Here is a 25,254-nt window from a genome sequence, read left to right as displayed (position 1 = left end):
CAGAACACTCATTCAGCATGTGAGCGGGCATCGGAAGAAGCCGGCGCAGTGGTGGCAGTCTTGCCGCCGAAGAACTTGCGGACGACGACGAACAGGAGTGGGGCAAAGAAGACACCGAGAACTGTAGCAGCGATCATGCCGCCCATCACCCCGATACCGATGGAATTCTGAGCTCCCGAACCGGCACCAGTTGATGTTGCCAGCGGGGTAACACCGAGAATGAACGCAAAGGACGTCATAAGAATCGGACGAAGTCGCTGCCTTGCGGCTTCCAGAGTTGCCTCAATCAGGCCAAGTCCCCCGTTCTGGCGCTCGATAGCAAACTCCACGATGAGAATCGCGTTCTTCGCCGCCAGACCGATTGTCGTCAGCAGACCAACCTTGAAGTACACATCGTTGCTCTGGCCGAACAGAAGAGCCGCGGCCAAAGCCCCGAACACTCCGACGGGAACAGCCAGCATGACCGCAAAGGGAATGGACCAGCTTTCATAAAGAGCAGCAAGGCTCAGAAAAACGACCAGGAGGGAAATCGCATAAAGCGATGTTGCCTGATCGCCAGACAGCCGCTCCTGGTAGGACAACCCTGTCCATTCATGCGCATAGCCGGCTGGAAGCTGGGCCACGAGTTCATCGATCCGGTCCATCGCATCCCCCGAACTGACGCCGACTGCTGCCTGCCCTTGGATCTGAACTGCGGACGACCCGTTGTAGCGCTCCAGCCGCGGAGATCCAAAAGACCAACTCGTCTTGGAGAATGCTTCAAAAGGCACCATGTCGCCATTGGAATTGCGGACATGCCACAACCCCAGATTGGAGGGCTGCATGCGATAGGGAGCGTCGGACTGGACATAAACGGTCTTCACCCGGCCACGGTCAATGAAGTCGTTGACGTAGTCGCTCCCCCATGCTGTGGAAAGGGTTTTGTTGATGTCCGAGATGGACAGGTCCAGAGCACGTGCTTTTTCGCTATCTATGTGGACGGAGAACTGCGGCGTATCCTCCTGACCATTCGGCCGGGTTGCAACCAGCTTAGGATCTTGAGCTGCAAGTCCCAGAAGCCTGTTGCGGACATTCATCAGGGCTTCATGGCCAGCGCCATTGATGTCCTGAAGATAGAATGTGAAGCCATTGGTGTTGCCCATACCCTGTATCGCAGGAGGCGCGAGCGCAAAGACACGGGCTTCATTGTACTGGGAGAACGCTCCCATCGCGCGCCCGGCCACGGCCTGCGCCGACTGAGCGGGAGACTTACGCTCCGCGAAATCCTTCATACGAACGAAGGCAATACCGACGTTCTGACCCTGACCGCCAAATCCGAAGCCTGCGATCGTAAAAACACTCTCGACCGAGTCCTTCTCCGTCTCCAGAAAGTGGTTCCGGATCTTTTCCAGTACACGCAGCGTGCGGTCCTGGGTAGCACCGGTCGGAAGGGTCGCGCTTGCGATAAGCATGCCCTGATCTTCTTCAGGCAAGAACGAACCTGGAAGTTTGGTGAGCATCCAGCCCATTGCACCGACCAGAATGAGAAACAGAATAAAGAAGCGTATGCTGCGCTTCAGAACCCCGCTCGCACCTGCCCTATATGCCGTTGCGGTCTTATCGAAAGCCTTGTTGAACCAGCCGAAAGGCCCCTTCTTGGCGGCATGACCTTCGTGCTTCTTCAGGATTGTCGCGCACAAGGCCGGGGTCAGGATCAACGCCACAAGAACAGAGAGCACCATGGCCGAAACAATGGTGACCGAGAACTGGCGGTAGATCACACCTACCGAACCGCCGAAGAAAGCCATCGGAATGAAAACTGCCGACAGAACGGTCGCAATACCGATCAGCGCGCCGGTGATTTCCTTCATGGATTTGAGCGTGGCTTCCTTCGGAGGCAGGCCCTCCTCAGCCATCACGCGCTCGACGTTCTCAACCACCACGATGGCGTCATCCACGAGAAGGCCGATCGCCAGCACCATGGCAAACATCGTCAATGTGTTGATCGAGTAGCCGAAGGCCGCAAGAATCCCGAAAGTCCCAAGCAGCACCACGGGCACGGCAAGGGTTGGGATGAGCGTTGCACGGATGTTCTGCAAAAACAGAAGCATCACCAGAAAGACGAGAACAATTGCCTCAATCAGCGTGCGTGCCACTTCCTCAATCGAAAGCAGCACGAAGGGGGTCGTATCATAGGGATAGACCACTTCGACACCAGCCGGGAATGTGGAAGACAGGCGGCCAATAGCGGCCCGAACGGCCTCCGCAGTGTCGAGGGCATTGGCGCCAGTGGCAAGACTGATGGCAAGACCGGTTGCCGCCTTACCATTGTACAGCGCAGAGGTTGTGTAACTTTCCGCCCCTATCTCCACACGTGCAACGTCGTTCAGACGCACCAGAGATCCGTCGCCGGAGCTCTTCAGGATGATGTCCCGGAACTGCTGAACTGTTTGCAGGCGGCTGCTCGCCGTGACGGTTGCGTTCAGCTGCTGACCGGAAACTTGAGGAAGACCGCCCAGCTGACCGGCAGAAACCTGAGTATTCTGAGCTTCAATAGCCGAGGTGACATCACCGGGCATCAAAGAGTACTTGTTCAGCTTCTCCGGATCGAGCCAGATCCGCATGGAGTAGCCTGAACCGAAGAGCTGCGTTTCCCCGACCCCTTCGACACGCTTCAAAGTATCGTTGAGGGTACTGTCGACATAGTCGGCAAGATCGTTCTGGGTCATCCGGTCATCGGTCGACACAAAGCCAAGCACCATCAGGAAGCCGGAGGTCGACTTCGTCACCGTGATGCCGTTGTTCTGCACCGCCTGTGGCAGCTGGCTGGTTACAAGCTGAAGCTTGTTCTGAACCTGCATCTGCGCAACGTCAGGATCCGCCTCATTTGTGAAAGTCAGCGTCAACTGAGCCGAGCCTGTCGAGGAAGATGTTGAGGTCATGTAATCGAGATAATCAATCCCCGACATGCCCTGCTCGATGACCTTGGTCACCGAGTTTTCAATCGTTGCCGCGTCGGCCCCTGGATATGAGGCATTGATGTTCACGGTCGTCGGGGCGATCTGTGGATATTGCGATATCGACAATGTGGTAATGGCGAGGAGGCCGCCAAGCATCGTAACAATCGCAATCACCCAGGCGAAAATCGGCCTGTTAATAAAGAATGCGGACATCGGCGTTTATTTCCCGTCTGAGTTCGCGGAGGCATCACCCCGGGTACGGACTTCACCTGTCGTCTCGTCGATTGTGACCGGCACCGCAGTCACTTCCTGACCGGCCCGGACGAACAGACTGCCTTCGACGATCACCTTGTCGCCATCCTTGATGCCATCCGCCACAAGCCAGTTGGTTCCGATGTTGCTCTTAACATCGAGAATACGCTCTTCGACCTTGCCATCCTCGCCAACGAAAAGGGCAACGGCCTCACCACGCGAGTTGCGGCTCACACCACGCTGGGGAACCAGGAACGAGTCCTGGGCGATACCCTCTTCCACGATGGCACGGACATACATGCCAGGCAGCAGAAGGCGGTCAGGATTAGGGAACTCCGCGCGCAGCGTGTATGTACCCGTGGTTTCATCCACATAAGCCTCGGAAAATTCGAGACGCCCTTGCTCGCTGTAATCCTCACCGGTTTCGAGCTTCAGGCGGACATGAACATTGTCGCCACTGAGCTTAACCCGGCCATCCCGGACCGCCTTGCGCAGATTAAGCAGATTGGTGCTCGACTGAGTCACATCCACATTGATCGGATCAAGCTGCCGGATGGTGGTCAGAGCTGTTGTCTGGTTTGCAGTCACCAGCGCACCAACCGTCAAGCTGGACTTTTCAATACGGCCGGAAATCGGCGCCTTGATTTTGGTGTTGTCCAGATTGATCCGGGCTGTCTCAACAGCAGCCTTTGCCGCGGCAACTTCCGCCTTGGCCTCCGCCAGAGATGCAACAGCATCATCCAGATCCTGTTTTGCGACAGCATTCTGTTTAATCAGATCCTGGTAGCGGTCCAGCTTTGTCTGTGCGCTAGGCACCGAGGCTTCGGCCTTCTCCAGATTGGCCAGCGCGCTATCGTAGTCTGCCAGATAGGTCGAATCGTCAATCTGGTAAAGCAGCTCGCCTTCCTGAACTTCGGAGCCCTCACGGAACAGCCGCCCCTTCACGATACCGCTCACCTGGGGCCGCACCTCGGCAATCAGCGGAGCGCTGATACGGCCGGGCAATTCCGCGGTAATAGCCACCGATTGCGGATGGAGTTCCACGATACCGACTTGAGGCTTGGCACCTCCGGCCGATGGGCCAGGCCCAGGTTTGTTACCCCCCTGCTCATTGCACCCAGCAAGAGCAAAAGTCGACAAAAGCGCTGCTGCGGCAGCAAATTTGAATTGACGGGAAAAACTAAACGCTTTGCCCAACCGGGCCTCTTGCGCATTTGCACCGCTCATCACGTCACACACCTGCCACGATCATTGAGTTTTAGGAAACTTACAAGTACCATTAATGGCGAAGCACAAGGCGAGTCAAACGCTAATCATACGGGGAGGGAGAATTTTTCAAGATGAATGACCGAAATGACACATCTTTGTCACCCAAAAGCTCGAAACCGGCAAACAGGAAAATTGTGTCAAAATGTAATAAGCGCGGAAGACCAAGAATTAATAATGATAACGAGCTTAAAACGACCATAATTGAGGCCGCTCTTAAAATATTCGTCGATCTTCAGTATGCCGGAACGACAATGGATCTTGTCGCATCGCACTGCGGCATTTCAAAACGTACTCTTTACGGATACTTTCCTTCCAAGACCAGTCTCTTCCAGGAAATGATCGTTACACACCGCTCCGCGATCATCGCGTTACCGGGTAACTATGATCACCTGACCTTGGAGGACGCCCTGATGGAAATCTGCCGTTTCAATCAGACGGAGGAGGAATTCGCTCGGCAGAATGCGATTCTCCGGGTCTTCTTCATGGAAACGCCCGCAACGCAGGAACTGGAAGAGATCCTCACTGAGCACGGCGGGGTGAATGCTCACACACTGCTGTCCGACTGGATTAAAGATCAGGTCGCAAAAGGAAGGATAGAAACGGATGACGTGCCGGCCGCAGCCAAGGTTCTCATCGACATGATGATCGCCATCCGTGTTGCCATGCCACTCACCAGCAATGGTGCGCCCGCGGTCTTCAGAAATGACCTCAGCTACCGCAAGGCGCTCGTCAAGGTGATTGCAAGGGGCCTCAGCCCTCACTGAACTTCACCGCCACAACCTTTCTGCAAAACAATGTCAGCGAGTTGCGGCGCATGGAAGTCAGCGAAGACCAACCACGACACGCTCGCCTGTTTCCGCAGATCTGGCGACGGCGTGAATGACCTCCTCGAAGTGGAGCGCGTCGGTAAAATTCGGTTTAGCCTCACGCCCCTCGACGATGGCACGCAGGAACTCGTGAACCTCGATCACCTTAAGATCGTTGAACCCGAGCTGATGTCCGGGCGCGGGCACGAACTCACCGTAAGGCGGATGTGCAGGTCCCGTCAGGATTGTTTTAAAGCCCTGCTCGGCCACCTCACCACGATTTTGATAAAGATGCAGCTCGTTCATCCGCTCCTGATCGTAGCGGATCATGCCTTCAGTGCCATGGACCTCGAACGCGATATAGCTCTTGCGGCCCCATGCGCTGCGGGAAGCGGTAATCAGACCCTTCACACCATTGCGGAAGGTCAGCAGAGCCGAGGCAATATCTTCGTTCTCCACCGGCTTGCGGCCGCCGCCTTCGACGGGGCGGGTTTCATGCACAGTCTGCATTTCGGCCACCAGACTTTCCACGGGCCCGACCAGCGCATTCGCAATGCTGACCAGATGACAGCCGATGTCGCCCAATGCCCCAAGTCCCGCCTGTTCGCGCATCGCGCGCCATGACCATGGCAGTTCGGGATCTGCCTGATAGTCTTCATCGATCACACCACGGAACTGGACCACGCGGCCGATTGCACCGGCATCAATGAGACGCCGGGCGTGGGTAATTGCCGGATTATGAAGATAGTTATAGCCCGTGATCGTGCGCCCCCTGGCGCCTGCCGCTGCTGCGGCCATCTGCCGGGCATCTTCGATGGTCAGGGCCATCGGCTTTTCGAGATGCACATGCTTGCCGGCGGCCAAAGCCGCCAGCGCCATTTCCTTATGCATCTTGTTGGGAGTCGTGATGCAGACGATATCCACCGCGGGATCCGCAATCAGATCCCGCCAGTCCGAGGTCGAGCGGGCAAAGCCGAAGCGGCCGGCATATTCAGCCGCCTTCTCGGAAGGCACCTCACATAGGACTTCAAGACGCGGCGCCGGCACATCGCCGAACACCGCCTTAACGGCCCCATAGGCAAGCGCATGACACTTGCCCATGAAACCAGTGCCGATCAGGCCAATGCCGATCGTTTTGATATCTTGCTGCATCCGCTCTCCTCCCAAATCGCAGCTGTATGGTTGCCGGGGATCAGATCTCGCTGATCGAAACAGCCCTCTTTTCGGCAATGGACTTCAAGGCAGCTTCAGCGATCAGAAGGGCTGCAAGGCCATCCTTGCCGCTTGGGCTCGCCGGAACACCACCTTCAACCGACTTCACGAACGCTGCGATTTCGGCTGCATATGCCTCGGTGTAGCGGGTCATGAAGAAGTCGTGCAGCGGCGGACGGGTATAACCATCGGCAGTTGCCACTTCGATGGAGACCGGACGCTGGTTCTCGGCACTGACAGCCCCCTTGGAGCCATGCACTTCAATCCGCTGATCGTAGCCGTAGGTGGCCCGGCGGGAGTTGGAGATGGTGCACTGCTTGCCGCTCGCAGTGGTCAGGATCACCGATGCACTGTCAAAGTCGCCCAGACGGCCGATTTCCGGATCAACGAGAGCGGAACCCGTTGCCATCACAGTGTCGACGTCCTCACCCAGCAGGAAGCGGGCCATGTCGAAATCGTGGATGGTCATGTCGCGGAAGATGCCGCCGGAAGACTTGATGTAGGACGGCGGCGGAGCACCCGGGTCACGGGACGTGATCTGGACCATTTCCACATCGCCAATGCGGCCCGCATCAACTTCAGCGCGAACGGCACGGAAGTGCGGGTCAAAGCGGCGGTTGAAACCGAGCATGAGAACGGCGCCGGTTTCCTCGACAACCTTCAGGCACGAGCGGACGCGTTCAACGGACAGGTCCACCGGCTTTTCGCAGAAGATCGCCTTGCCGGCACGGGCAAAACGCTCAATCAGGTCGGCATGCGTGTCGGTCGGCGTGCAGATGATAACGGCGTTCACGTCAGCAGACGCTTCAATCGCGTCAATGCTGCGCACTTCCGCGCCATAAGCAGACGCAAGCGCATTTGCAGCTTCAGCCATCGCGTCCGCAACGGCGACCAGACGGGCGCCTTCGGTGGCGGCAATAGCCTTGGCGTGAACCTTGCCGATGCGGCCTGCACCCAGCAGCGCAACATTGAGCGTCATAATCTGTATCCTCCCGGATGAATCTTGGCATCATCGGCTCGCCAATCGCGAGGGTTGCCACTTTGGAATAAAAATTCCAAAATCACTTTCAATAGAACGTGTCAAGCACGAAAAGACAAACCATGACAACTGACCTGGCACCGCAAACCATCGACGCATTCATCGAACGCCTTGGAGAACGGGCGGAATTTCTTCCAAAGCGGCTGAAACAATGCGCCGATTATGTCGCAGCCAATCCCGACCGGGTTGCTGTCTCCACCGTCGCGGAACTGGCGGCTGGCGCGGATGTTCAGCCCTCCGCCTTCATGCGCTTCTGCCAGGAGATGGGCTTCTCAGGCTTTTCCCAGATGCAGAAACTGTTTCGCACAGATTTCTCTCAGAAGTGGCCCGATTATGGAACCCGCCTCGCAAAGCTGCGGGAGCATGGAACGGAATCGCCCTCCGCGCTTTTGGCAGAGTTCGTGGAAGTTGGACGCGCGTCACTGGAAAACCTGATGACGTCGGTGGATCCGGCGGCGCTGCAAAAAGCCGTCGAAACCCTGTCCAAGGCCCGCACCATTCACCTCGTGGGTTTCAGGAGAGCATTCCCGGTTACCTCTTACCTCGCCTATGCCTTTGAGAAAATGCAGGTTCCCAGCGTTCTGCATACGGGCATCGGAGGCATTCGCTTCGACCACACCATCCAGAAGGGCGACGCAGTCATCGCCGTCACCTTCGCTCCCTATTCCGAACAGACCCTTGAGATTGCGGAAGCCGCCCAGCGTCAGGGTGCGGACCTGGTCGCGATCACCGATCTGGTGACAAGTCCTCTGGTCCGGATGGGCGCGACAAGCCTTTTGGTGGTGGAGCTGGATGTCGGTGACTTCCGGGCTCTTTCTGCCAGTTTCGCACTGGCTATTGCGCTTGCCGTTTCGGTGGGCGCCCGTCGGGAAAAGTCCTGACATAGAAAATTTTCATTGCGCGATTCTAGATTTGGAATTTATATTCCATTTCATGGTCAGCCTGAGGAGACGGCGAGCCATGACAATTTCCTGGTCTGGCACAGCCGCCAGGCCAACCGTTCTGGGAGGAACCCGATGAAAAAGACATTTATGGCAATGGCGGCCGCAGCCCTTGCCCTCACCTCGGTCGCGATGCCTGCACAGGCTGAAGGCGAACGTTATATTCTGGTAAGCCATGCACCGGACAGCGACAGCTGGTGGAACACCATCAAGAATGCCATCAAGGTCGCCGGTGACCAGATGAACGTCACCGTCGAGTACCGCAACCCGCCAACGGGTGACCTTGCCGACATGGCCCGCATCATCGAGCAGGCATCTGCATCCAATCCGGACGGCATCATCGCCACCATCGCCGACTACGACGTTCTGTCCGGCCCGCTGTCCAACGCAGTTGCCAAGGGCATCCCGGTCATCACCATCAACTCCGGCACCGAAGAGCAGTCCAAGGCCATTGGCGCTCTGATGCATGTGGGTCAGCCTGAACATGCTGCTGGCATGGGCGCGGGCGAAAAGGCCAAGGCTGCTGGTGTTACCAAGTTCCTCTGTGTGAACCACTACATCACCAACCCGGCGTCGGTTGAGCGTTGCCAGGGCTATGCAGATGCGCTTGGCGTCGAACTGGGTAACCAGATGATCGACAGCGGCCAGGATCCGGCAGAAATCAAGTCCAAGGTCATGGCTTACCTGCAGGCCAACCCGGACACCAACGGCATCCTGACCCTCGGGCCGACGTCCGCTCATCCGACCCTTGCTGCGCTTGAGGAAATGGGCAAGTCCGGCACCATCCATTTCGGCACCTTCGATCTTTCCGGCGAAATCGCCGCAGCCATCAAGTCGGACGTCATCGCATTCGCCATCGACCAGCAGCCCTACCTTCAGGGGTATCTGCCGGTCGTGATCCTGACCAACCTGACCCGCTACGGCGTTGTTCCGGGGAACTCCATCAACTCCGGTCCTGGCTTCGTCACGAAGTCCAACATCGGCCTGGTCGAAAAATACGCAGGTGAATACCGCTAAGGACTATCACTCCGCATAAGCGGTCCGGCGCCACGCCAAAGTTTTCGTGGCGCTGGAGCCTCCTTCGGGAGGCGCCAACACAAAGATCACCAAACAGCGTTATCTGCACCCTTCACGGGGCAGGCAGTTGGACGGCCCGGGCTTGGCTCGCGGCTGGCAGGAGGATGCAATGGCTGACACAAGCGGCCAGACACCCGAACAGATCACAGCAGCGATCAAGGACGAACGCGTCCGTGAAATTTCACCGCTGCGCAAGGCCCTGATCCGGCCCGAGCTCGGCGCCATCTGCGGCACCATTCTCGTCTTCGCCTTTTTCCTCACCATCGCTGGCGACAGCGGCATGTTCGCTCCTGAAGGCATCATCAACTGGGGCACCGTGTCCGCTCAGTTCGCGATCATTGCTGTCGGCGCCTGCCTGCTGATGATTGCCGGTGAGTTCGACCTTTCCGTTGGGTCGATGATCGGCTTTTCCGGCATTATTATCGCCCTGATGACCGTTCAGTGGGGGTTCCCCACCTGGGTCGCGATCCTTGCCGCCTTTGCGCTGGCGCTGCTGATCGGCGCGCTTAACGGCTATCTGGTGATCAAGACGGGCCTGCCCTCCTTCATCGTCACCCTCGCTTTTCTCTACATTCTGCGCGGTTTGACGATCTTCATTTCCATCACCACCACCCGCAAGACAATCATCGGCGGCGTGCGCGAAGCTGCTGAAGGCGATCCCATCGCCTGGCTCTTCGGCGGTAAGATCTTCAGCGGCGCATTCGTCTGGCTCGCCGACATGGGCGTCGTCGGCAAGTTCGTCGCCGGACCCAAGGCTGGCCAGCCAGTGGTGGAAGGTGTTCCGATGCTTGTGGTCTGGGCTCTCGCGCTGATCATCTTCGGCCATGTCCTTCTGACCAAGACGCGCTTCGGCAACTGGATTTTTGCAGCTGGCGGGGATGCGCAAGCTGCCCGCTACGTCGGCGTACCTGTCGACCGGGTCAAGATCCTGATGTTCATGCTGACCGCTTTCTGCGCAACGGTTTTCGCAACCTGTCAGGTCATGGAATTCGGCTCCGCCGCGGCTGACCGCGGCTTGCTGAAGGAATTCGAGGCCATCATTTCGGTGGTGATCGGCGGCGCTCTGCTCACCGGGGGCTATGGCTCTGTCATTGGCGCGGCGCTCGGCGCTCTCATCTTTGGCGTGGTTCAGCAGGGCCTGTTCTTCGCTGGCGTGGAAAGCTCGCTGTTCCGCGTGTTCCTGGGGGTGATCCTGCTGCTTGCCGTGATCCTCAACACCTACATCCGCCGCATGATCACGGGAGAACGCTGAGATGACCGCTCCCCTTATCGAACTCGTCAACATCGAGAAACACTTCGGCCCTGTCATCGCCCTCAACGGCGTGTCCGTCTCGGTCATGCCCGGCGAATGCCACTGCCTGCTGGGCGACAACGGTGCAGGAAAATCCACCTTCATCAAGACAATGTCTGGTGTCCATAAGCCGACCAAGGGGCAGATCCTGATGGACGGCAAGGAAATGCGGTTTGAAAACCCGCGCGAGGCCATGACAGCCGGAATTGCAACGGTCTATCAGGATCTCGCCATGATCCCGCTGATGTCCGTGACCCGCAATTTCTGGATGGGCCGTGAGCCTCAGCGGCGGGCTGGCCCGTTCAAGTTCTTCGACTTCGGGCAGGCCAATGCCGTCACGATGGAAGAAATGGCAAAGATGGGCATCCATCTGCGCTCCCCGGACCAGGCGGTCGGCACACTCTCTGGCGGCGAACGCCAGACGGTTGCCATCGCACGGGCCGTCTATTTCGGCGCAAAAGTGCTGATCCTCGATGAACCCACTTCGGCGCTTGGCGTACGCCAGACCTCGAATGTGCTCGCCACGATCGACAAGGTCCGCAAGAAGGGCATCGGGGCCGTTTTCATCACACACAACGTGCGTCATGCCATGGCCGTTGGTGACCGGTTCACGGTTCTGAACCGGGGCAAGACACTTGGCACAGCAAGGAAAGGCGAAATTGCAGCGGAGGAGCTGCAGGATCTGATGGCGGGAGGACAGGAATTGGCAGAACTGGAAGGTTCCCTCGGCGGAACAGTTTGACGAACGGATAGACCCTTGAAGAAACTAGATGTCATCACAATCGGACGGTCCTCCGTGGATCTTTACGGCGCTCAGATCGGCGGCCGCCTGGAGGACATGGCGTCCTTCAACAAGTATATTGGCGGCTCGCCCACCAATATGGCGGCTGGCACCGCGCGCCTTGGCCTGAAAAGCGCCCTGATTACACGCGTTGGCGACGAGCATATGGGCCGGTTCATCCGGGAGCAGCTGGCACGCGAAGGCGTGGACGTCACCGGCGTCAAGACCGACCCGGAGCGCCTGACAGCCCTCGTTCTGCTGGGCATCCGTGACGAGCACCAGTTCCCGCTGATCTTCTATCGCGAGAACTGCGCCGATATGGCCCTGTGCGAAGATGACATCGATCCGGACTTCATCGCTTCGGCGCGGGCGGTTGTGGCCACAGGCACGCACCTGTCCCACCCCCGCACCGAGGCGGCTGTCCTGAAAGCCCTGCGTCTTGCCCGGGAAACCGGCGGGCGCACGGCACTCGACATCGACTACCGTCCGAACCTCTGGGGCCTGTCCGGCCACGGCGACGGCGAGAACCGCTTCATTGAATCGGCCAAGGTCACCGAAAAGCTGCAGTCGACCCTGCACCTCTTCGACCTGATCGTCGGCACCGAGGAAGAGTTCCATATCGCAGGCGGGTCGACCAACACCATCGAGGCGCTGCGCAATGTCCGCAAGGTCTCCAAGGCAACGCTCGTCTGCAAGCGCGGCGCCATGGGCGCGGCAGCCTTCACCGGCGGCATTCCGGATACGCTGGATGAAGGCTTGTCCGGCCCAGGTTTCCCCATCGAAGTCTTCAACGTTCTGGGCGCTGGCGACGGCTTCATGTCCGGGCTTCTGACCGGCTGGATGACCGACTGCGACTGGGTCACCAGCCTGACCTATGCCAATGCCTGTGGCGCGTTTGCCGTCAGCCGTCATGGCTGCACCCCTGCCTATCCGAGCTGGGAAGAGCTGCAGTTCTTCCTAAAGCGCGGGGTGAAGACCCCTGCTCTGCGCAAGGACGCTGAACTGGAACAGATCCATTGGGCAACCAACCGGGATCTGGACTGGCCGGAAATGCGGGTTTTCGCCTTCGACCATCGCATTCAGCTGGAAGAAATGGCGGATGCAGCTGGCGTGTCTCATGACAAGATCGGTGAATTCAAAAGCCTGTGCCTGCGCGCTGCCCGTGACGTGGCCGGAAACCAGTCTGGTTACGGCATCCTCTGCGACAGCCGCCTTGGCCGGGAAGCTCTTTATGAGGCAGCTGGTACGGGGCTCTGGATCGGCCATCCGGTCGAATGGCCCGCCTCCCGTCCGCTGACCCTGGAGCCGGAACTTGGACCTGACTTCGGCGGCCTGTCCGAATGGCCGGTTGAGCATGTGGTCAAGGTGCTGTGTTTCTATCATCCGGACGACACGGACGAGATGAAGGCAAGCCAGGAAGACACCCTCATCCGTCTCTTTGCTGCTGCCCGCCGCAACCGTCTCGAAGTGCTTCTGGAAGTCATCCCGTCCAAGGTTGGCCCTGTGGATGACGAGACCACCGCAAAGGTCATTCAGCGCATGTATGACATCGGTCTTTATCCGGACTGGTGGAAGCTGGAACCGATGACGACGGGAAAGGCTTGGGCGCTTGCCTGCGACGCGATCACCCGCAACGATCCGAACACCCGTGGTATCGTGGTCCTCGGACTCGACGCCCCCGAAGAGGCTCTTGCGGCAAGCTTCGCGGAAGCAGCCCGGTTCGACCTGGTGAAGGGGTTTGCGGTTGGACGCACGATCTTTGCCGAGGCCGCCCGCCAATGGCTGGCTGGCTCTCTTGACGACAACGCCGCAATCGCCGACATGAGCCAAAAATACCGCCGCCTGTGCGCGATCTGGGACAAGGCTCGCGGCGAAGCCAAGGCAAGCGATGCGCAAGGAAAGACCGCATGACTACCATCCGTCTCACCGCGGCTCAGGCCATGGTCCGCTATCTCTCGGCTCAGATGACCGAAGACGGCGAACGCTTCATTGATGGCGTCTGGGCCATTTTTGGCCACGGCAATGTCGCCGGTCTCGGGGAAGCGCTGGAAAAGGCAGGCAACGCCCTGCCGACCTGGCGCGGCCAGAACGAGCAGACGATGGCCCATACGGCCATCGCCTATGCCAAGGCCAAGAAGCGCACCCGCGCCATGGCCGTCACCTCCTCCATCGGCCCCGGCGCGACCAATATGGTCACGGCAGCCGCCCTGGCACATGTCAACCGTCTGCCGGTTCTGCTGATCCCCGGCGACGTCTTCGCCAACCGCCGCCCGGATCCGGTGCTGCAGCAGGTCGAGGACTTTGACGACGGCACCGTCTCCGCCAACGATTGCTTCCGCCCGGTCAGCCGGTATTTCGACCGGATCAGCCGTCCGGAACATCTGCTGACAGCCCTGCCCCGCGCTTTCCGGATCATGACCGATCCGGCCAACTGCGGCCCGGTCACCCTTGCGTTCTGCCAGGACACTCAGGCGGAAGCCTATGACTATCCGGAAAGCTTTTTCGAGCCGAAAGTCTGGCGCATCCGCCGCCCGGCTCCAGATGCTCAGGATCTGGCCGACGTCGTCGCGCTGATCAAGGCCGCGAAAAACCCGGTCATCGTCTGCGGCGGCGGCGTGATCTATTCCCAGGCGGAAGACACGCTTGGCACCTTCGCCATCAAGCACGGCGTGCCGGTGATCGAAACCCAGGCAGGCAAGTCCGCTCTGGCTCAATCTCACCCGATGAACTTCGGCGCTGCCGGAGTAGATGGTGCGGAAAGCGCCAATAAGCTGGCGGAAACAGCTGATCTTGTGATCGGCGTCGGCACCCGTTTTCAGGACTTCACCACAGGCTCGTGGACCCTGTTCAACCAGCCGGGCCGTAAGCTCGTCTCGATCAATGTCCAGGGTTATGACGCGGGCAAGCACGGCGCCATTGGCCTGGTTGCGGACGCAAAGGTCGCTCTGGAAATGATTTCCGAAGGGCTTGGCGGTCACAAGGCGGAAGCCTTCGATCCGCAGTCCCGCCTCGACTGGCTGGCCAAGGTCGATGCCCATTGCAGCGCACGCACGGACACACCGGAGGGCTATCTGCCGCTCGATGCCGAAGTGATCGGCGCGGTGCAACGCACCTCGACGGACAAGACCATTGCGATGTGTGCGGCCGGAACCATGCCGGGCGCGCTCAAGCTGCTTTGGCAGGCACCTCAGGCTGGCTACCACATGGAGTATGGCTTCTCCTGCATGGGCTACGAGATTGCCGGCGCCATCGGCATCAAGCTGGCACAGCCTCACCGTGACGTGGTCTGTTTCGTCGGCGACGGCTCCTACATGATGGCCAACTCCGAACTGGCCACCGCCGTCATGCGCCGGGTGCCCTTCACAGTGGTTCTCACAGATAACCGTGGTTATGGCTGCATCAACCGGCTGCAGATGGGCACCGGCGGAGAGCGCTTCAACAACCTCTATAGTGACTGCAATGTCGAGCAGCAGCCAGACATCGACTTTGTCTCCCACGCAGCCTCCATGGGCGCTCATGCAGTCAAGGCCAAGGACATCGCCGATCTGGAAGCCCAGATCCTCGCAGCCCGTGACCGGGCCATCCCGACCGTGATCGTCATCGACACGGACCCGATGCATGGCCCGGGCGAAAATGGCGGCGGCCACTGGTGGGACGTTGCCGTGCCAGAAGTTGGCAGCACCGGAAAGCTCAAGGAGGCCCGTGCTTCCTATGTGGAGAACATGAAACGCCAGAACCTGGTGAACTGATCTCCTCAAACGAAACGATCCGCCCGGAAGTCTTCCCTTCCGGGCGCCTCCGGTCTGCAGGGACCTGCCCTGCAAATGACAAAAAACCGGGACAGATATCCCGGCATTGGTTCGATCCCTCCTATATCGTTCAGGAACCTTCGAAATGATCCTCTACGGCACCAACCCGATTGCTTGGGCAAACGACGACGACCAGACCCTCGGTGCTCATATCCCGACAGAACAGATCCTCAAGGAGGCCTCTGAAATCGGCTTCGACGGGATAGAGAACGGCCACCGCTGGCCGAACGATCCGGAAGCGCTGAAGCAGCTTCTGGGCAGCTATGGCCTGAAGTTCATTTCCGGCTGGTACTCTCTGAACCTGCTAGCTCAGTCCGTCGAGGAAGAGAAGAAGGCCATTCAGCCGCATCTCGACAAGCTGAAGCACAATGGCTGCAAGGTCTGCATCGTCTGCGAGACCTCCAACACCATCCAGGGCTCCCAGACCGACCTGGCCCAGAGCCCGGTCCTCAGCGCGGATGACATGAAGGCTTTCGGTGCCAAGGTTGAAGAACTCGCTACCTTCTGCGCCGGGCAGGGTATTCATCTCGTCTACCACCACCACATGGGCACCGTGGTCGAGACCCCCGAAGAAATCGACGCTTTCATGGCGGCGACCGGTCCGGCAACCAAGCTGCTGTTCGACGCAGGCCACTGCTACTTCGGCGGTAAGGGCGTTGACCCTGCACCGGTCCTGAAGAAGTACGTCGACCGCGTCCGTCACTTCCACGCCAAGAACGTGCGTCCAGCCGTGATGAACGAAGTCCGCGAAAAGGGCCTGTCCTTCATGGACGGCGTGCGTGCCGGTGTCTTCACCGTTCCGGGTGACGAGGAAGGCGGCGTGGACTTCGCCCCGCTGATCCAGATCCTCAAGGACGCAGCTTATGAAGGCTGGATCGTGATTGAGGCCGAGCAGGATCCGGAAGTGCGCAATCCCTTCCAGTATCAGAGCCTCGGCCTGAAAACCCTGAAGACACTCGCAAAAGAGGCCGACCTGAAATGAGCGATCTCCTCCGCAAGCCCTCCGGCACCGCCGGCAAGGTTCATGACATCACCATCGAAAACGCCAAGGGACCCAAGTCTCCGGACTGGGGCTATGTCGGTTTCGGCCTCTACCGGCTGAAGGCTGGCGAGACCGTGTCCGAGACCACTGGCGATCTCGAAGTCATTCTTGTCATGGTCGAAGGCAAAGCCGAGATTTCCGCCGCTGGCGAAAACTTCGGTGAGCAGGGCGAGCGGATGAACGTGTTCGAGCAACTCGCTCCTCACAGCGTCTATGTCCCGTCCGGCAGCGACTGGTCGGCCAAGGCCACCACGGACTGCACCATCGGCGTCTGCACGGCCCCCGGCAACGGTGGCCACAAGGCCCGTGTTTTGCCCAGGCCGGAAAAGGTCGTCCGCGGCAAGGGTGCGAACACCCGCTACATCTTCCCGATTGCCATGGAAGAATCCGACGTTGCGGACAGCCTGCTGGTAACGGAAGTCTTCACGCCCGCCGGAAACTGGTCCTCCTATCCGCCGCACCGGCACGATGAGGACAATTTCCCGGACATGACCTATCTGGAAGAGACCTATTACCACCGTCTCAACCCGGATCAGGGCTATGGCCATCAGCGCGTCTTCACAGAAGACGGAGAGCTGGACGAGACGGTGTCGGTTTCCAGCCATGACGTGGTTCTCGTCCCCAAGGGCCATCACCCCTGCGGCGCACCCTATGGCTACGAGATGTACTATCTCAACGTCATGGCAGGCCCGATGCGCAAGTGGCGCTTCAAGAACCATCCGGACCACGACTGGATCGCCCAGCGCGACGCCTGATCGCTGTTGCCCGGATAACAAGAAGCCCGCGTCTCCTCCCCGCGGGCTTCTTTTGTTTTAGCCTGATCACATCGGCTGAGCCACTTCCTTCACGGTCTCCATGGCAACAAACGTCGAGGTGGCGGAGACGTGGGGGAGAGACGAGATCTTTTCGCCCAGAACCCGGCGGTAGTCGGCGATATCCCGCGTGCGGATCTTCAAGAGATAGTCATAGCCGCCCGCGATCATGTGGCATTCCTCCACCTCCGGAATGCGGGAAACGGCCAGGTTGAAGGCCTGCAGAGCCGGTTCGCGTGTGTCCATCATCCTGACTTCCACAAAGGCGATATGGGCAACACCCAGCCGCACCGGCGAGATCATCGCCCGGTAGCCGGTGATCACCCCCAGCTGCTCAAGACGCCGGACACGGGCAAGCACCGGCGTTTTGGACAGGCCGACCTCCTCCGCCAGCTGGGTCATTGAAATACGGGCATCCGCCGCCAGCACCTTCAGGATCGAGACGTCGATCTTGTCGAGGTCTGCTATTCCATTTGGATCGTCTCTGCCATCATCTTTGGTTCTTTTGACCATAGGATTTCATCCTTCAGACGAAATGAATTCCTGAACAGCAGTATCATAGGCGATCTTCCATTGGAGAACAAAAATGCTCGCGGCCCATCCCACGCTTGATCGTATCGATGCCCTGAAGCTTCAGGATGAACCGGCCCTTTTGCGGAGCTTGAGCGCAGAGGCAAATCTGTCAGCAGACGAGCGGGCAGCCATCGTGCGCTCAGCGGCAGAGCTGGTTGCCAAGATCCGGGCTGATGGCGAGCTGGGCCTGATGGAAGTGTTCCTGGCAGAATATGGCTTGTCCACAGAGGAAGGCATCGCGCTGATGTGCCTGGCCGAAGCCCTTCTGCGCGTGCCGGATGATGCGACCATCGATGATCTGATCGAAGACAAGATCGTCCCGCACGACTGGGATGCCCACCGGGGCCATTCCACCTCGCCGCTGGTCAACACCTCAACCATTGGCCTTGCCCTGACAGGCAAGGTCTTGAGCGACAAGAAGTCCGGTCTGACGGGCATTGTACGCGGCGCCGTGAAGCGTCTTGGCGAACCAGTCATCCGCGCCGCAGTTGCCCAGGGCATGCGCGAAATGGGCCGCCAGTTCGTTCTGGGCGAAACCATTCGCAAGGCCATGGACCGGGCGGAAAAGAAGGAAGCCAAGGGCTTTACCTATTCCTATGACATGCTGGGCGAAGCCGCGATGACCGCGAAGGCCGCCACCCACTATCACAAGAGCTACGCCGACACGATCGACGCCCTGGCCAGCGCCTGCACCAAGCCGGACATGCGCGACAATCCCGGCGTTTCCGTAAAGCTGTCTGCTCTGCATCCCCGGTATGAGACCGCAAAGGAAGCGCGCGTTCTGGCCGAGCTGGTTCCAGCTGTGAAGGCACTTGCCGTAAAGGCCAAGGCCGCCAACATGAACCTCGCCATCGATGCCGAGGAAGCGGACCGCCTGATCCTTTCCCTTCAGGTGATTGAGAAAGTTCTGGAAGACGAGGCCCTTGCTGACTGGGACGGGTTCGGCATCGTGGTGCAGGCCTACAGCCGCCGGGCCGGAGCGGTTCTCGACTGGCTCCATGATCTCGCGAAGCGGTTGAACCGCCGCATCACCATCCGGCTGGTCAAGGGCGCCTATTGGGATGCGGAGATCAAGCACGCCCAGGTTCTGGGCCTGCCCAGTTTCCCGGTCTTCACCCGCAAGGTTTCGTCCGACGTCAGCTACATTGCCAATGCCCGCAAGCTGCTCGGCATGACGGATCATGTCTATCCGCAGTTCGCCACCCACAACGCCCACACCATGGCCGCCGTTCTGGAAATGGCCACTGGCCTTTCCAAAGATGCTTTTGAATTCCAGCGCCTTCACGGCATGGGAGAAAAGCTGCACGACATCGTGAAGCAGGAAAACGGCACCCGCTGCCGGATCTACGCGCCGGTTGGCGCACATCGGGATCTGCTGGCCTATCTCGTCCGCCGGCTTCTTGAAAATGGTGCGAACTCCTCCTTCGTGAACCAGATCGTCGACAAGAGCATCGCCCCGGAAGACGTCGTCTCCTGTCCATTCGCCGCGCTTGAAGCCGTTGGCTACACGCCCGGCAAGAGCGTGACACCGGGCCCGGACATCTTCTCCCCCTCCCGCCGGAACAGTGCTGGCCATGATATCTCCAGCCGGGGTGTTCTGAGCGTCATCGAGACTGCCCGCAACGGGGACGTTCCGGTCAACGCCACATCGCAGCTGGCAACTCAGCCAAGCGCCGGAGAGAGCGTGCGTGCTGTGAACCCGGCAACGGGCGAAGCCTTCGGCACGGTCACCAATGCGTCACCCGAAGATGTCGAACAGGCCCTGGCCGCGGCCCGCAGCTGGACCGCCGCCATCGAGACCCGGGCAGCCGTCCTCAACCGTGCGGCTGATCTTTATGAAGCAAACACCGGCGCCTTCTTCAATCTCCTGGCGAGAGAAGCCGGCAAGACCCTGGCCGATGCGGTCGGAGAAGTGCGCGAGGCAGTCGACTTCCTGCGCTACTATGCGGATCAGGCGGCCAAGCATGCAGAAAACCCGAAAGGCATCTTCACCTGCATCAGCCCCTGGAACTTCCCGTTGGCGATCTTCTCCGGCCAGATTGCAGCAGCCCTTGCCACAGGCAACGGCGTTCTGGCAAAGCCTGCCGAGCAAACCCCTCTGATCGCAGCCCTTGCAGTGAAGCTTCTGCATGAAGCAGGCGTTCCTCGGGAAGTGCTTCAGCTCGTTCTCGGCAAGGGATCTGTCGTTGGCGCAGCTCTCACCTCCGATGCACGTGTCTCCGGCGTCGCCTTTACAGGCTCCACACAGACCGCGCTGAACATCCGCAAATCCATGGCTGTCGGCACGGCACCGGACGCGCCGCTCATCGCGGAGACCGGCGGTCTCAATGCCATGATCATTGACAGCACCGCCTTGCCGGAACAGGCCGCCCGCGATGTATGCGCCTCTGCGTTCCAGTCCGCAGGCCAGCGCTGCTCGGCCCTTCGCTGCCTCTATGTCCAGGAAGATATCGCCGAAGACTTCATCACCATGCTTCAGGGCATCATGGATGAATATCAGCTAGGCAATCCCTGGGAGCTGACCACGGACATTGGACCCGTCATAGACAAAGCCGCCAAGGCCACGATCGATCAGCATGTAGAGACCGCCCGCAAGGACGGCCGCCTCATCAAACAGCTGCCCGCCCCTGAAACTGGACACTTCGTCGGCCCGGCCCTGATCAAGGTGTCCGGCATCAGAGATCTTGAACGCGAGATCTTCGGCCCCGTTCTGCATGTGGCAACCTATCGCGCGGAAGACCTCGAAAAGGTCATCGGCGAGATCAACAGCTGCGGCTACGGCCTTACTTTTGGTCTGCACAGCCGTATCACCAAACGGGTGAAAGAGGTCAGCCAGGCGGTACATGCCGGAAACATCTATGTGAACCGCAATCAGATCGGTGCGGTTGTCGGCTCCCAACCCTTCGGCGGTGAGGGCCTTTCGGGTACAGGTCCCAAGGCAGGTGGCCCGAATTACCTGCCGCGTTTCAAGAGCCGCCCGGCTCCCGGAACCTATGCTGCGAGCCTTGATGGCGGCGCCAGCACCACAACCAAAGGCCTTGAAAAGCTCCTGAAGACCGCCCCTCCTGCGAAGGAAGGACCGTCCGTAGGCATGCCGGGACCGACCGGCGAAAGCAACATTCTGACCCGTCATCCACGTGAACCCGTGCTCTGTCTGGGTCCGGGCGCGGACATTGCGGCAGAGCAGGTCCGCCGCGTGCAGGAACTGGGCGGCACGGCGATTGCCCACGCTCTGCCGGTCGACCCGGCAGTCCTGACGGAGGCAAATGGCTTCTCCGGCGTGATGTGGTGGGGCGATGTACAGACGGCGCAAAGTTTTGCACAAGCACTGGCCAACCGGAATGGCCCGATCCTGCCGCTGATCGGAGGTCTGCCGGACGTCGGTCATGTGGCGCACGAGCGGCATGTCTGTATCGACACGACAGCTGCCGGAGGCAACGCCGCATTGCTCGTTCAGTCGGCTCAGCTCGCCGGGAAATCTTAAAACCTGTCCTGACAGAAATCCTGATAAAATCCAAAAGGGGGAAATGGATGCTGGAGACCGCTGCAACGCGTCAGAAACAGAGACCCGCTTCGTTATCTGCAAAGGGTCATGTGGATGTGCTGTCCTTTGGCTGTTCCGAGATAGCCGCCGCCATTTTAGCCGGATGGGAAAAGCAGAACCCGCATGCGGCTCTAGCCGTGGTGGATCCCCATGTCGAGAGGATCAGAGACGTCCTGTCAAAATGCTCCCGGATCCGCCTGCTCTGCAGGGCGGACAGAGCAAAAGCACTGAAGCCGGAAATTCTTCTGCTTGCGGGTAAGGCGGCGGTGCTCGATCAGCCTTGCCCGGCTCTCGTCGAGCTGGCCCAGGGGGCGATTGTCGTGTCCATCATTCCCGGCCTCTCCCTTGACCTCATCAAGGAAAGGCTGGAGACGGAAAAGGTGGCCCGTGTCACACCGAACCTCCCGGTCATGGTCGGCGAGGGAATGTCCATCGGACATTGTTCCCCCTCCACACTCACTTCCGCCGAGCAGAAGGCCGTCGCCAGCCTCATGGCCTCTGTCGGCCAGTTCAACTGGCTGGAGAACGAAAGCCACTTTGACCTGGCTTCAGCCGTATCTGGCGATGGGCCTGGTTTTGTTTTCTCGCTGGCAGAGCAGATGATCATGACCCTCTACACCGAGGGCATGCCCCTGAGCCTTGCTGAAAGCCTTGTGCAGCAAACATTGTTCGGCGCGTCCGCCATGCTGCGCCAGGATGCCCGCAGCCCTGCCGCTCTCAAACAGGAAGCAAACCTGGCAGGAACCAGCCGGACCGTGCTGGAGCATCATGATGCTTTGCCGCGGCTCATTCCTGCCGCGATTTCCGAAGCACACCAGCGTTTCCAGGGGTCGTCCAGACGGATGCAATCGTGATGAGTGAGGTCCCCGGCAGGCCGGGGACCATTAAAGTCATCTGTAGATGATCGAAGGCAGCCAGAGCGTCAGTTCCGGCACGAAGGTCAGAAGCAGAAGCACGGAAATCAGCGGGATCAGGAACGGAGCCGTCGCCACGACGCAACGCTCGAAAGGCACTTCCGACACTTTTGACAGAACGTACAGCACCATCCCAACCGGCGGCGTCAGCAACCCGATCATCAGATTGAGGATCAGGATGATACCGAAATGCACCGGATCCACGCCCACCGACAGGGCGACCGGCAACAGCACCGGCGTCAGAATGGTAATGGCCGCAATGGTTTCCATGAAACAGCCGATCACAAGAACGATCAGCATCATCAGGAGCAGTATGGCCGTCTTGTTCGTGGTTAGGTCCAGCAAACCGGATGCAAACACCTCGGCAACCTGATTGGCCGTCAGGATCCACGCAAAGATCGTCGATGTGGCAACGATCATCATAACCGAAGCCGTGGTTTCGACCGTGTCCATGGACACACGCAGAACGCGCCGCCAATCGAGTGTCCTGTAGACAAACAGCCCCAGGAACAGCGCATAGGCGACCGCCGCGATCGCCGATTCCGTCGGCGTAAAGATGCCGAACAAAATACCGCCCACGATGATGACCGGGGTCAGAAGCGGCAAGAGCGCGGCCCAGAGCGTGCGGAAAAAGACGTCAAAGCGGAACCGGTCATCCCGCGGGTATTTCCGAATCCGCGAGTAATAGGCGACCATGATCATCAACGAAAAGGCCATCAGCAGACCAGGTATCAGACCTGCCGCGAACAGGCGGCCGATCGAGGTGTCGGCAATGACGCCATAGACTACCAGAGGCAGGGACGGCGGAATGATCGGCCCGATGGTCGAGGACGCTGCCGTGATGCCGACAGAAAAATCCGTATCATATCCGGCCTCCCGCATGGCCTTGATCTCGATGTTTCCGAGACCGCCCGCATCTGCCACGGCTGCACCGGACATGCCTGCAAAAATCACGCTAGCACCGACATTCACATGGCCCAGCCCGCCATGCATCCAGCCAACAGCGGCGCGGGAAAAGGCGAAGATCTTGGTGGTAATGCCGGCTGTGTTCATCAGATGCCCGGCCATGATGAAAAACGGCACGGCGATCAGGGGGAAGCTGTCGATACCGCCGACCATGCGGTGCAGCACCACCATGCTCGGAACCCCTTCGATCAGCGCATAGGTCAGGGATGCGGCACCGAGGGCAACGGCAACGGGCGCCCCGGCAATGAGCAGCACAAAGAGAATGATAAAGAGAAGCGCAAGGGCCATTGGGGATCCGCTTAGTCAGATATCTCGGAAAGAGCCTGTTTCTCGATCTGTTTCACCAGATCCTCCGGCCGCTGCCGGATCTTTCTGATCAGCCAGAGGGCCGAGTAGAAAGCCATGAAGGCCAGGGCAATGGCGGCCGCATAGAACAGAAGGTTCTTCGGCAGCTCAATAGACGCCATCTTGGTGCGGGTCTTCTGGCCAAGCAGAACTGCCTGATAAGCCATATAGCCCCAGAACAGCATGGACACGGCCTCCATTGCCACAGCCATAAGCTTGGCAAACCGGAGCGGCAGATAGCGGTAGAAGAACTCCAGGAAGATGTGCTGCCCCTTCCGCGAAACGGACACCGCCCCGAAAAAGGCGACCACCACCATCACGTAGCGGGCGAGCTCCTCGGTCCAGGCCAGACTGTCGTTGAGCACATAGCGGGTGAAGAACTGCAGGAAGACAATGACGGTCAGTGCCCAGATGGCAATCAGCCCCGGAATGTCCGTCACACGGAAATCTGAGATATCGGCGTCCCGGTCGAAGCCGTCCATCGCCAGATCCGGGTGCGCCGCTGGCGCACCCTTCCCTTCACGTTTTTTCATCATGAAAACAGCTCCGGATCATGCCCTCAGAGGGCACCAAGACGCTCGAACTGCTCCATGGTGTAAGGCACACCGTCGCCTGTCAGAGACGGTAGAACCGCATCCTGGAACGGCTTGCGGTCGACCTCGTTAACCGTAACGCCCTGCTCGCGGAACCAGGCGACCAGATCGTCTTCCTGCTGGCGGATTTCATCGGAAACAACCATCGCAGTCTTGTCCATGACCTCACGGACAATCGCAGCATCTGCCTCGCCAATGCGCTCCATCGCATCATCTGATGCGATGATCAGCAGGGAGTTCAGAAGGTGGCCGGTGAGGTTGATGTTGGACTGAACCTCATAGAACTTCTTGAACTTGATGGTCGGCAGCGGGTTCTCCTGCGCATCCACCACGCCCTGCTGAAGGGCCAGATAGACTTCGGAGAACGCCATCGGCGTCGGGTTCGCGCCCACCGCTTTCGGGAACATCAGCATGAGCGGGGAATCCGGCACGCGGATCTTCAGACCCTTCATGTCTTCAGGCTTCAGGATCGGTTTGTTGGACGTCACGTGGCGCATGCCGTAATAGAGCAGGCTCAGCACCTGATTACCGGTGGCCTCGTGATAGCCTTCAGATAATTCCTTGAACAGATCCGACGTGCGATAGCTCTTCCAATGATCATAGCCCCGCATGATGAACGGATAGTCGGAAATGGCGATCGGACCGTAATAGCGCTCCACGAAACTCGGGCCGGTGTAGATGATGTCCACCGCGCCAATACCAAGACCCTCGTTGATTTCCACTTCCTTGCCAAGAGACGACGCCGGGAACACCTTGATATCCACGCGGCCTTCCGTGCGCTCTTTGATTTCGGCAGCCGCGGCAAGCGCCTGCTGGTGATAGGTCGACCCGTCTTCATAGACGTGTGCCCATTTCAGTTCCTCGGCAGAATAACCAGTGGATGCACCAGACAAAAAGATGCACCCGGCAGCAAGGGCTGCCTTGAACGACTTGATCATCGAAATCCTCCTCATGAAAACCAGTCTCCCTCTGGTTTTTTCAGCCTCCAGTCTTTTCAGAACGGACAGCCGACACATTAACTGGTATGCAAGATAAATCAGGAAATCAAG

General features: G+C 59.2%; 19 protein-coding genes. 11 read left to right on the top strand and 8 right to left on the bottom strand.

Features of this window, described 5'->3' with window-relative positions; translation table 11 throughout:
• Positions 1–8: 8 nt before the first annotated feature.
• Positions 9–3,152: an efflux RND transporter permease subunit gene (locus tag IG616_RS06550; RefSeq protein ID WP_192147343.1), complete on the bottom strand. Its 3,144-nt coding sequence runs from the start codon at positions 3,150–3,152 to the stop codon at positions 9–11.
• 6 nt (positions 3,153–3,158) lie between these two features.
• Positions 3,159–4,418: an efflux RND transporter periplasmic adaptor subunit gene (locus IG616_RS06545; RefSeq protein WP_192147342.1), complete on the bottom strand. Its 1,260-nt coding sequence runs from the start codon at positions 4,416–4,418 to the stop codon at positions 3,159–3,161.
• 113 nt (positions 4,419–4,531) lie between these two features.
• Here IG616_RS06545 and IG616_RS06540 point away from each other — a divergent pair, with 113 nt between their 5' ends.
• Positions 4,532–5,224, top strand: a complete 693-nt coding sequence (locus tag IG616_RS06540) for a TetR/AcrR family transcriptional regulator (RefSeq protein ID WP_192147341.1) — start codon at positions 4,532–4,534, stop codon at positions 5,222–5,224.
• A gap of 57 nt (positions 5,225–5,281) precedes the next feature.
• Here IG616_RS06540 and IG616_RS06535 read toward each other — a convergent pair whose 3' ends face one another.
• Together IG616_RS06535 and iolG are read right to left on the bottom strand one after the other, a co-directional pair.
• A complete protein-coding gene (locus tag IG616_RS06535; protein WP_192147567.1) occupies positions 5,282–6,406 on the bottom strand; it encodes a Gfo/Idh/MocA family protein in 1,125 nt (374 codons plus the stop codon).
• 52 nt (positions 6,407–6,458) lie between these two features.
• Positions 6,459–7,457, bottom strand: coding sequence for an inositol 2-dehydrogenase (iolG, locus tag IG616_RS06530; RefSeq protein WP_192147340.1), 999 nt, complete (start codon positions 7,455–7,457; stop codon positions 6,459–6,461).
• 122 nt (positions 7,458–7,579) lie between these two features.
• Between iolG and IG616_RS06525 the strand changes: the two genes are divergently transcribed.
• The 8 genes from IG616_RS06525 to iolB all read left to right on the top strand — a co-directional run bounded on the left by IG616_RS06525 (position 7,580) and on the right by iolB (position 17,213).
• Positions 7,580–8,398: a MurR/RpiR family transcriptional regulator gene (locus IG616_RS06525; protein WP_192147339.1), complete on the top strand. Its 819-nt coding sequence runs from the start codon at positions 7,580–7,582 to the stop codon at positions 8,396–8,398.
• Positions 8,399–8,533: 135 nt separating this feature from the next.
• Positions 8,534–9,475 (top strand): sugar ABC transporter substrate-binding protein, encoded by a 942-nt coding sequence (locus IG616_RS06520; RefSeq protein WP_192147338.1) that lies wholly within the window; start codon positions 8,534–8,536, stop codon positions 9,473–9,475.
• Positions 9,476–9,644: 169 nt separating this feature from the next.
• Positions 9,645–10,787 carry an ABC transporter permease gene (locus IG616_RS06515; protein ID WP_192147337.1) on the top strand — a complete coding sequence of 381 codons (1,143 nt, stop codon included), beginning with the start codon at positions 9,645–9,647 and terminating at the stop codon, positions 10,785–10,787.
• Between the two features lies 1 nt (position 10,788).
• Positions 10,789–11,568, top strand: a complete 780-nt coding sequence (locus tag IG616_RS06510; protein ID WP_192147336.1) for an ATP-binding cassette domain-containing protein — start codon at positions 10,789–10,791, stop codon at positions 11,566–11,568.
• Between the two features lie 15 nt (positions 11,569–11,583).
• Complete coding sequence (locus tag IG616_RS06505; RefSeq protein ID WP_192147335.1) at positions 11,584–13,518, top strand: bifunctional 5-dehydro-2-deoxygluconokinase/5-dehydro-2-deoxyphosphogluconate aldolase; 1,935 nt, start codon at positions 11,584–11,586, stop codon at positions 13,516–13,518.
• Positions 13,515–15,356, top strand: a complete 1,842-nt coding sequence (gene iolD, locus IG616_RS06500; RefSeq protein WP_192147334.1) for a 3D-(3,5/4)-trihydroxycyclohexane-1,2-dione acylhydrolase (decyclizing) — start codon at positions 13,515–13,517, stop codon at positions 15,354–15,356. Before IG616_RS06505 ends, iolD begins: the two co-directional genes overlap by 4 nt.
• Positions 15,357–15,501: 145 nt before the next feature.
• Positions 15,502–16,398 carry a myo-inosose-2 dehydratase gene (gene iolE / locus IG616_RS06495; protein WP_192147333.1) on the top strand — a complete coding sequence of 299 codons (897 nt, stop codon included), beginning with the start codon at positions 15,502–15,504 and terminating at the stop codon, positions 16,396–16,398.
• Positions 16,395–17,213, top strand: coding sequence for a 5-deoxy-glucuronate isomerase (iolB, locus tag IG616_RS06490; RefSeq protein ID WP_192147332.1), 819 nt, complete (start codon positions 16,395–16,397; stop codon positions 17,211–17,213). Before iolE ends, iolB begins: the two co-directional genes overlap by 4 nt.
• Before the next feature lie 66 nt (positions 17,214–17,279).
• Here iolB and IG616_RS06485 read toward each other — a convergent pair whose 3' ends face one another.
• On the bottom strand, positions 17,280–17,783 hold the full coding sequence (locus IG616_RS06485) for an Lrp/AsnC family transcriptional regulator (protein ID WP_192147331.1): 504 nt from the start codon (positions 17,781–17,783) through the stop codon (positions 17,280–17,282).
• Positions 17,784–17,856: 73 nt separating this feature from the next.
• Here IG616_RS06485 and putA point away from each other — a divergent pair, with 73 nt between their 5' ends.
• A complete protein-coding gene (putA, locus tag IG616_RS06480; RefSeq protein WP_192147330.1) occupies positions 17,857–21,327 on the top strand; it encodes a bifunctional proline dehydrogenase/L-glutamate gamma-semialdehyde dehydrogenase PutA in 3,471 nt (1,156 codons plus the stop codon).
• A gap of 47 nt (positions 21,328–21,374) precedes the next feature.
• Positions 21,375–22,241: a pyrroline-5-carboxylate reductase family protein gene (locus IG616_RS06475; protein ID WP_192147329.1), complete on the top strand. Its 867-nt coding sequence runs from the start codon at positions 21,375–21,377 to the stop codon at positions 22,239–22,241.
• 36 nt (positions 22,242–22,277) lie between these two features.
• Here the strand turns inward: IG616_RS06475 and IG616_RS06470 are convergent, their stop codons facing one another.
• The 3 genes from IG616_RS06470 to IG616_RS06460 are packed head-to-tail and all read right to left on the bottom strand — an operon-like array spanning position 22,278 to position 25,143.
• Positions 22,278–23,555: a TRAP transporter large permease gene (locus IG616_RS06470; RefSeq protein ID WP_192147328.1), complete on the bottom strand. Its 1,278-nt coding sequence runs from the start codon at positions 23,553–23,555 to the stop codon at positions 22,278–22,280.
• A gap of 11 nt (positions 23,556–23,566) precedes the next feature.
• Positions 23,567–24,148, bottom strand: coding sequence for a TRAP transporter small permease (locus tag IG616_RS06465; protein ID WP_192147327.1), 582 nt, complete (start codon positions 24,146–24,148; stop codon positions 23,567–23,569).
• Positions 24,149–24,171: 23 nt separating this feature from the next.
• Entirely contained in the window at positions 24,172–25,143 is a 972-nt protein-coding gene (locus tag IG616_RS06460) for a sialic acid TRAP transporter substrate-binding protein SiaP (RefSeq protein WP_246476148.1), read from the bottom strand.
• Between the last annotated feature and the right edge of the window lie 111 nt (positions 25,144–25,254).

Source organism: Roseibium litorale, from assembly GCF_014842915.1.
GTDB classification, from domain to species: Bacteria; Pseudomonadota; Alphaproteobacteria; order Rhizobiales; family Stappiaceae; genus Roseibium; species Roseibium litorale.
Note: the sequence above shows the minus strand (reverse complement) of the source record. Positions and strands in the feature narration are given on the sequence as shown.

Excerpts from the sequence above, each read along its gene's own strand:
- IG616_RS06485 (WP_192147331.1), bottom strand. The coding sequence starts at position 17,783 with ATGGTCAAAAGAACCAAAGATGATGGCAGAGACGATCCAAATGGAATA.
- IG616_RS06550 (WP_192147343.1), bottom strand. The coding sequence starts at position 3,152 with ATGTCCGCATTCTTTATTAACAGGCCGATTTTCGCCTGGGTGATTGCG.
- putA (WP_192147330.1), top strand. The coding sequence starts at position 17,857 with ATGCTCGCGGCCCATCCCACGCTTGATCGTATCGATGCCCTGAAGCTT.
- IG616_RS06540 (WP_192147341.1), top strand. The coding sequence starts at position 4,532 with ATGAATGACCGAAATGACACATCTTTGTCACCCAAAAGCTCGAAACCG.
- IG616_RS06510 (WP_192147336.1), top strand. The coding sequence starts at position 10,789 with ATGACCGCTCCCCTTATCGAACTCGTCAACATCGAGAAACACTTCGGC.
- IG616_RS06525 (WP_192147339.1), top strand. The coding sequence starts at position 7,580 with ATGACAACTGACCTGGCACCGCAAACCATCGACGCATTCATCGAACGC.
- IG616_RS06520 (WP_192147338.1), top strand. The coding sequence starts at position 8,534 with ATGAAAAAGACATTTATGGCAATGGCGGCCGCAGCCCTTGCCCTCACC.
- IG616_RS06475 (WP_192147329.1), top strand. The coding sequence starts at position 21,375 with ATGCTGGAGACCGCTGCAACGCGTCAGAAACAGAGACCCGCTTCGTTA.
- IG616_RS06545 (WP_192147342.1), bottom strand. The coding sequence starts at position 4,418 with ATGAGCGGTGCAAATGCGCAAGAGGCCCGGTTGGGCAAAGCGTTTAGT.
- iolB (WP_192147332.1), top strand. The coding sequence starts at position 16,395 with ATGAGCGATCTCCTCCGCAAGCCCTCCGGCACCGCCGGCAAGGTTCAT.
- iolE (WP_192147333.1), top strand. The coding sequence starts at position 15,502 with ATGATCCTCTACGGCACCAACCCGATTGCTTGGGCAAACGACGACGAC.
- IG616_RS06515 (WP_192147337.1), top strand. The coding sequence starts at position 9,645 with ATGGCTGACACAAGCGGCCAGACACCCGAACAGATCACAGCAGCGATC.
- iolG (WP_192147340.1), bottom strand. The coding sequence starts at position 7,457 with ATGACGCTCAATGTTGCGCTGCTGGGTGCAGGCCGCATCGGCAAGGTT.
- IG616_RS06460 (WP_246476148.1), bottom strand. The coding sequence starts at position 25,143 with ATGATCAAGTCGTTCAAGGCAGCCCTTGCTGCCGGGTGCATCTTTTTG.
- iolD (WP_192147334.1), top strand. The coding sequence starts at position 13,515 with ATGACTACCATCCGTCTCACCGCGGCTCAGGCCATGGTCCGCTATCTC.
- IG616_RS06470 (WP_192147328.1), bottom strand. The coding sequence starts at position 23,555 with ATGGCCCTTGCGCTTCTCTTTATCATTCTCTTTGTGCTGCTCATTGCC.
- IG616_RS06465 (WP_192147327.1), bottom strand. The coding sequence starts at position 24,148 with ATGATGAAAAAACGTGAAGGGAAGGGTGCGCCAGCGGCGCACCCGGAT.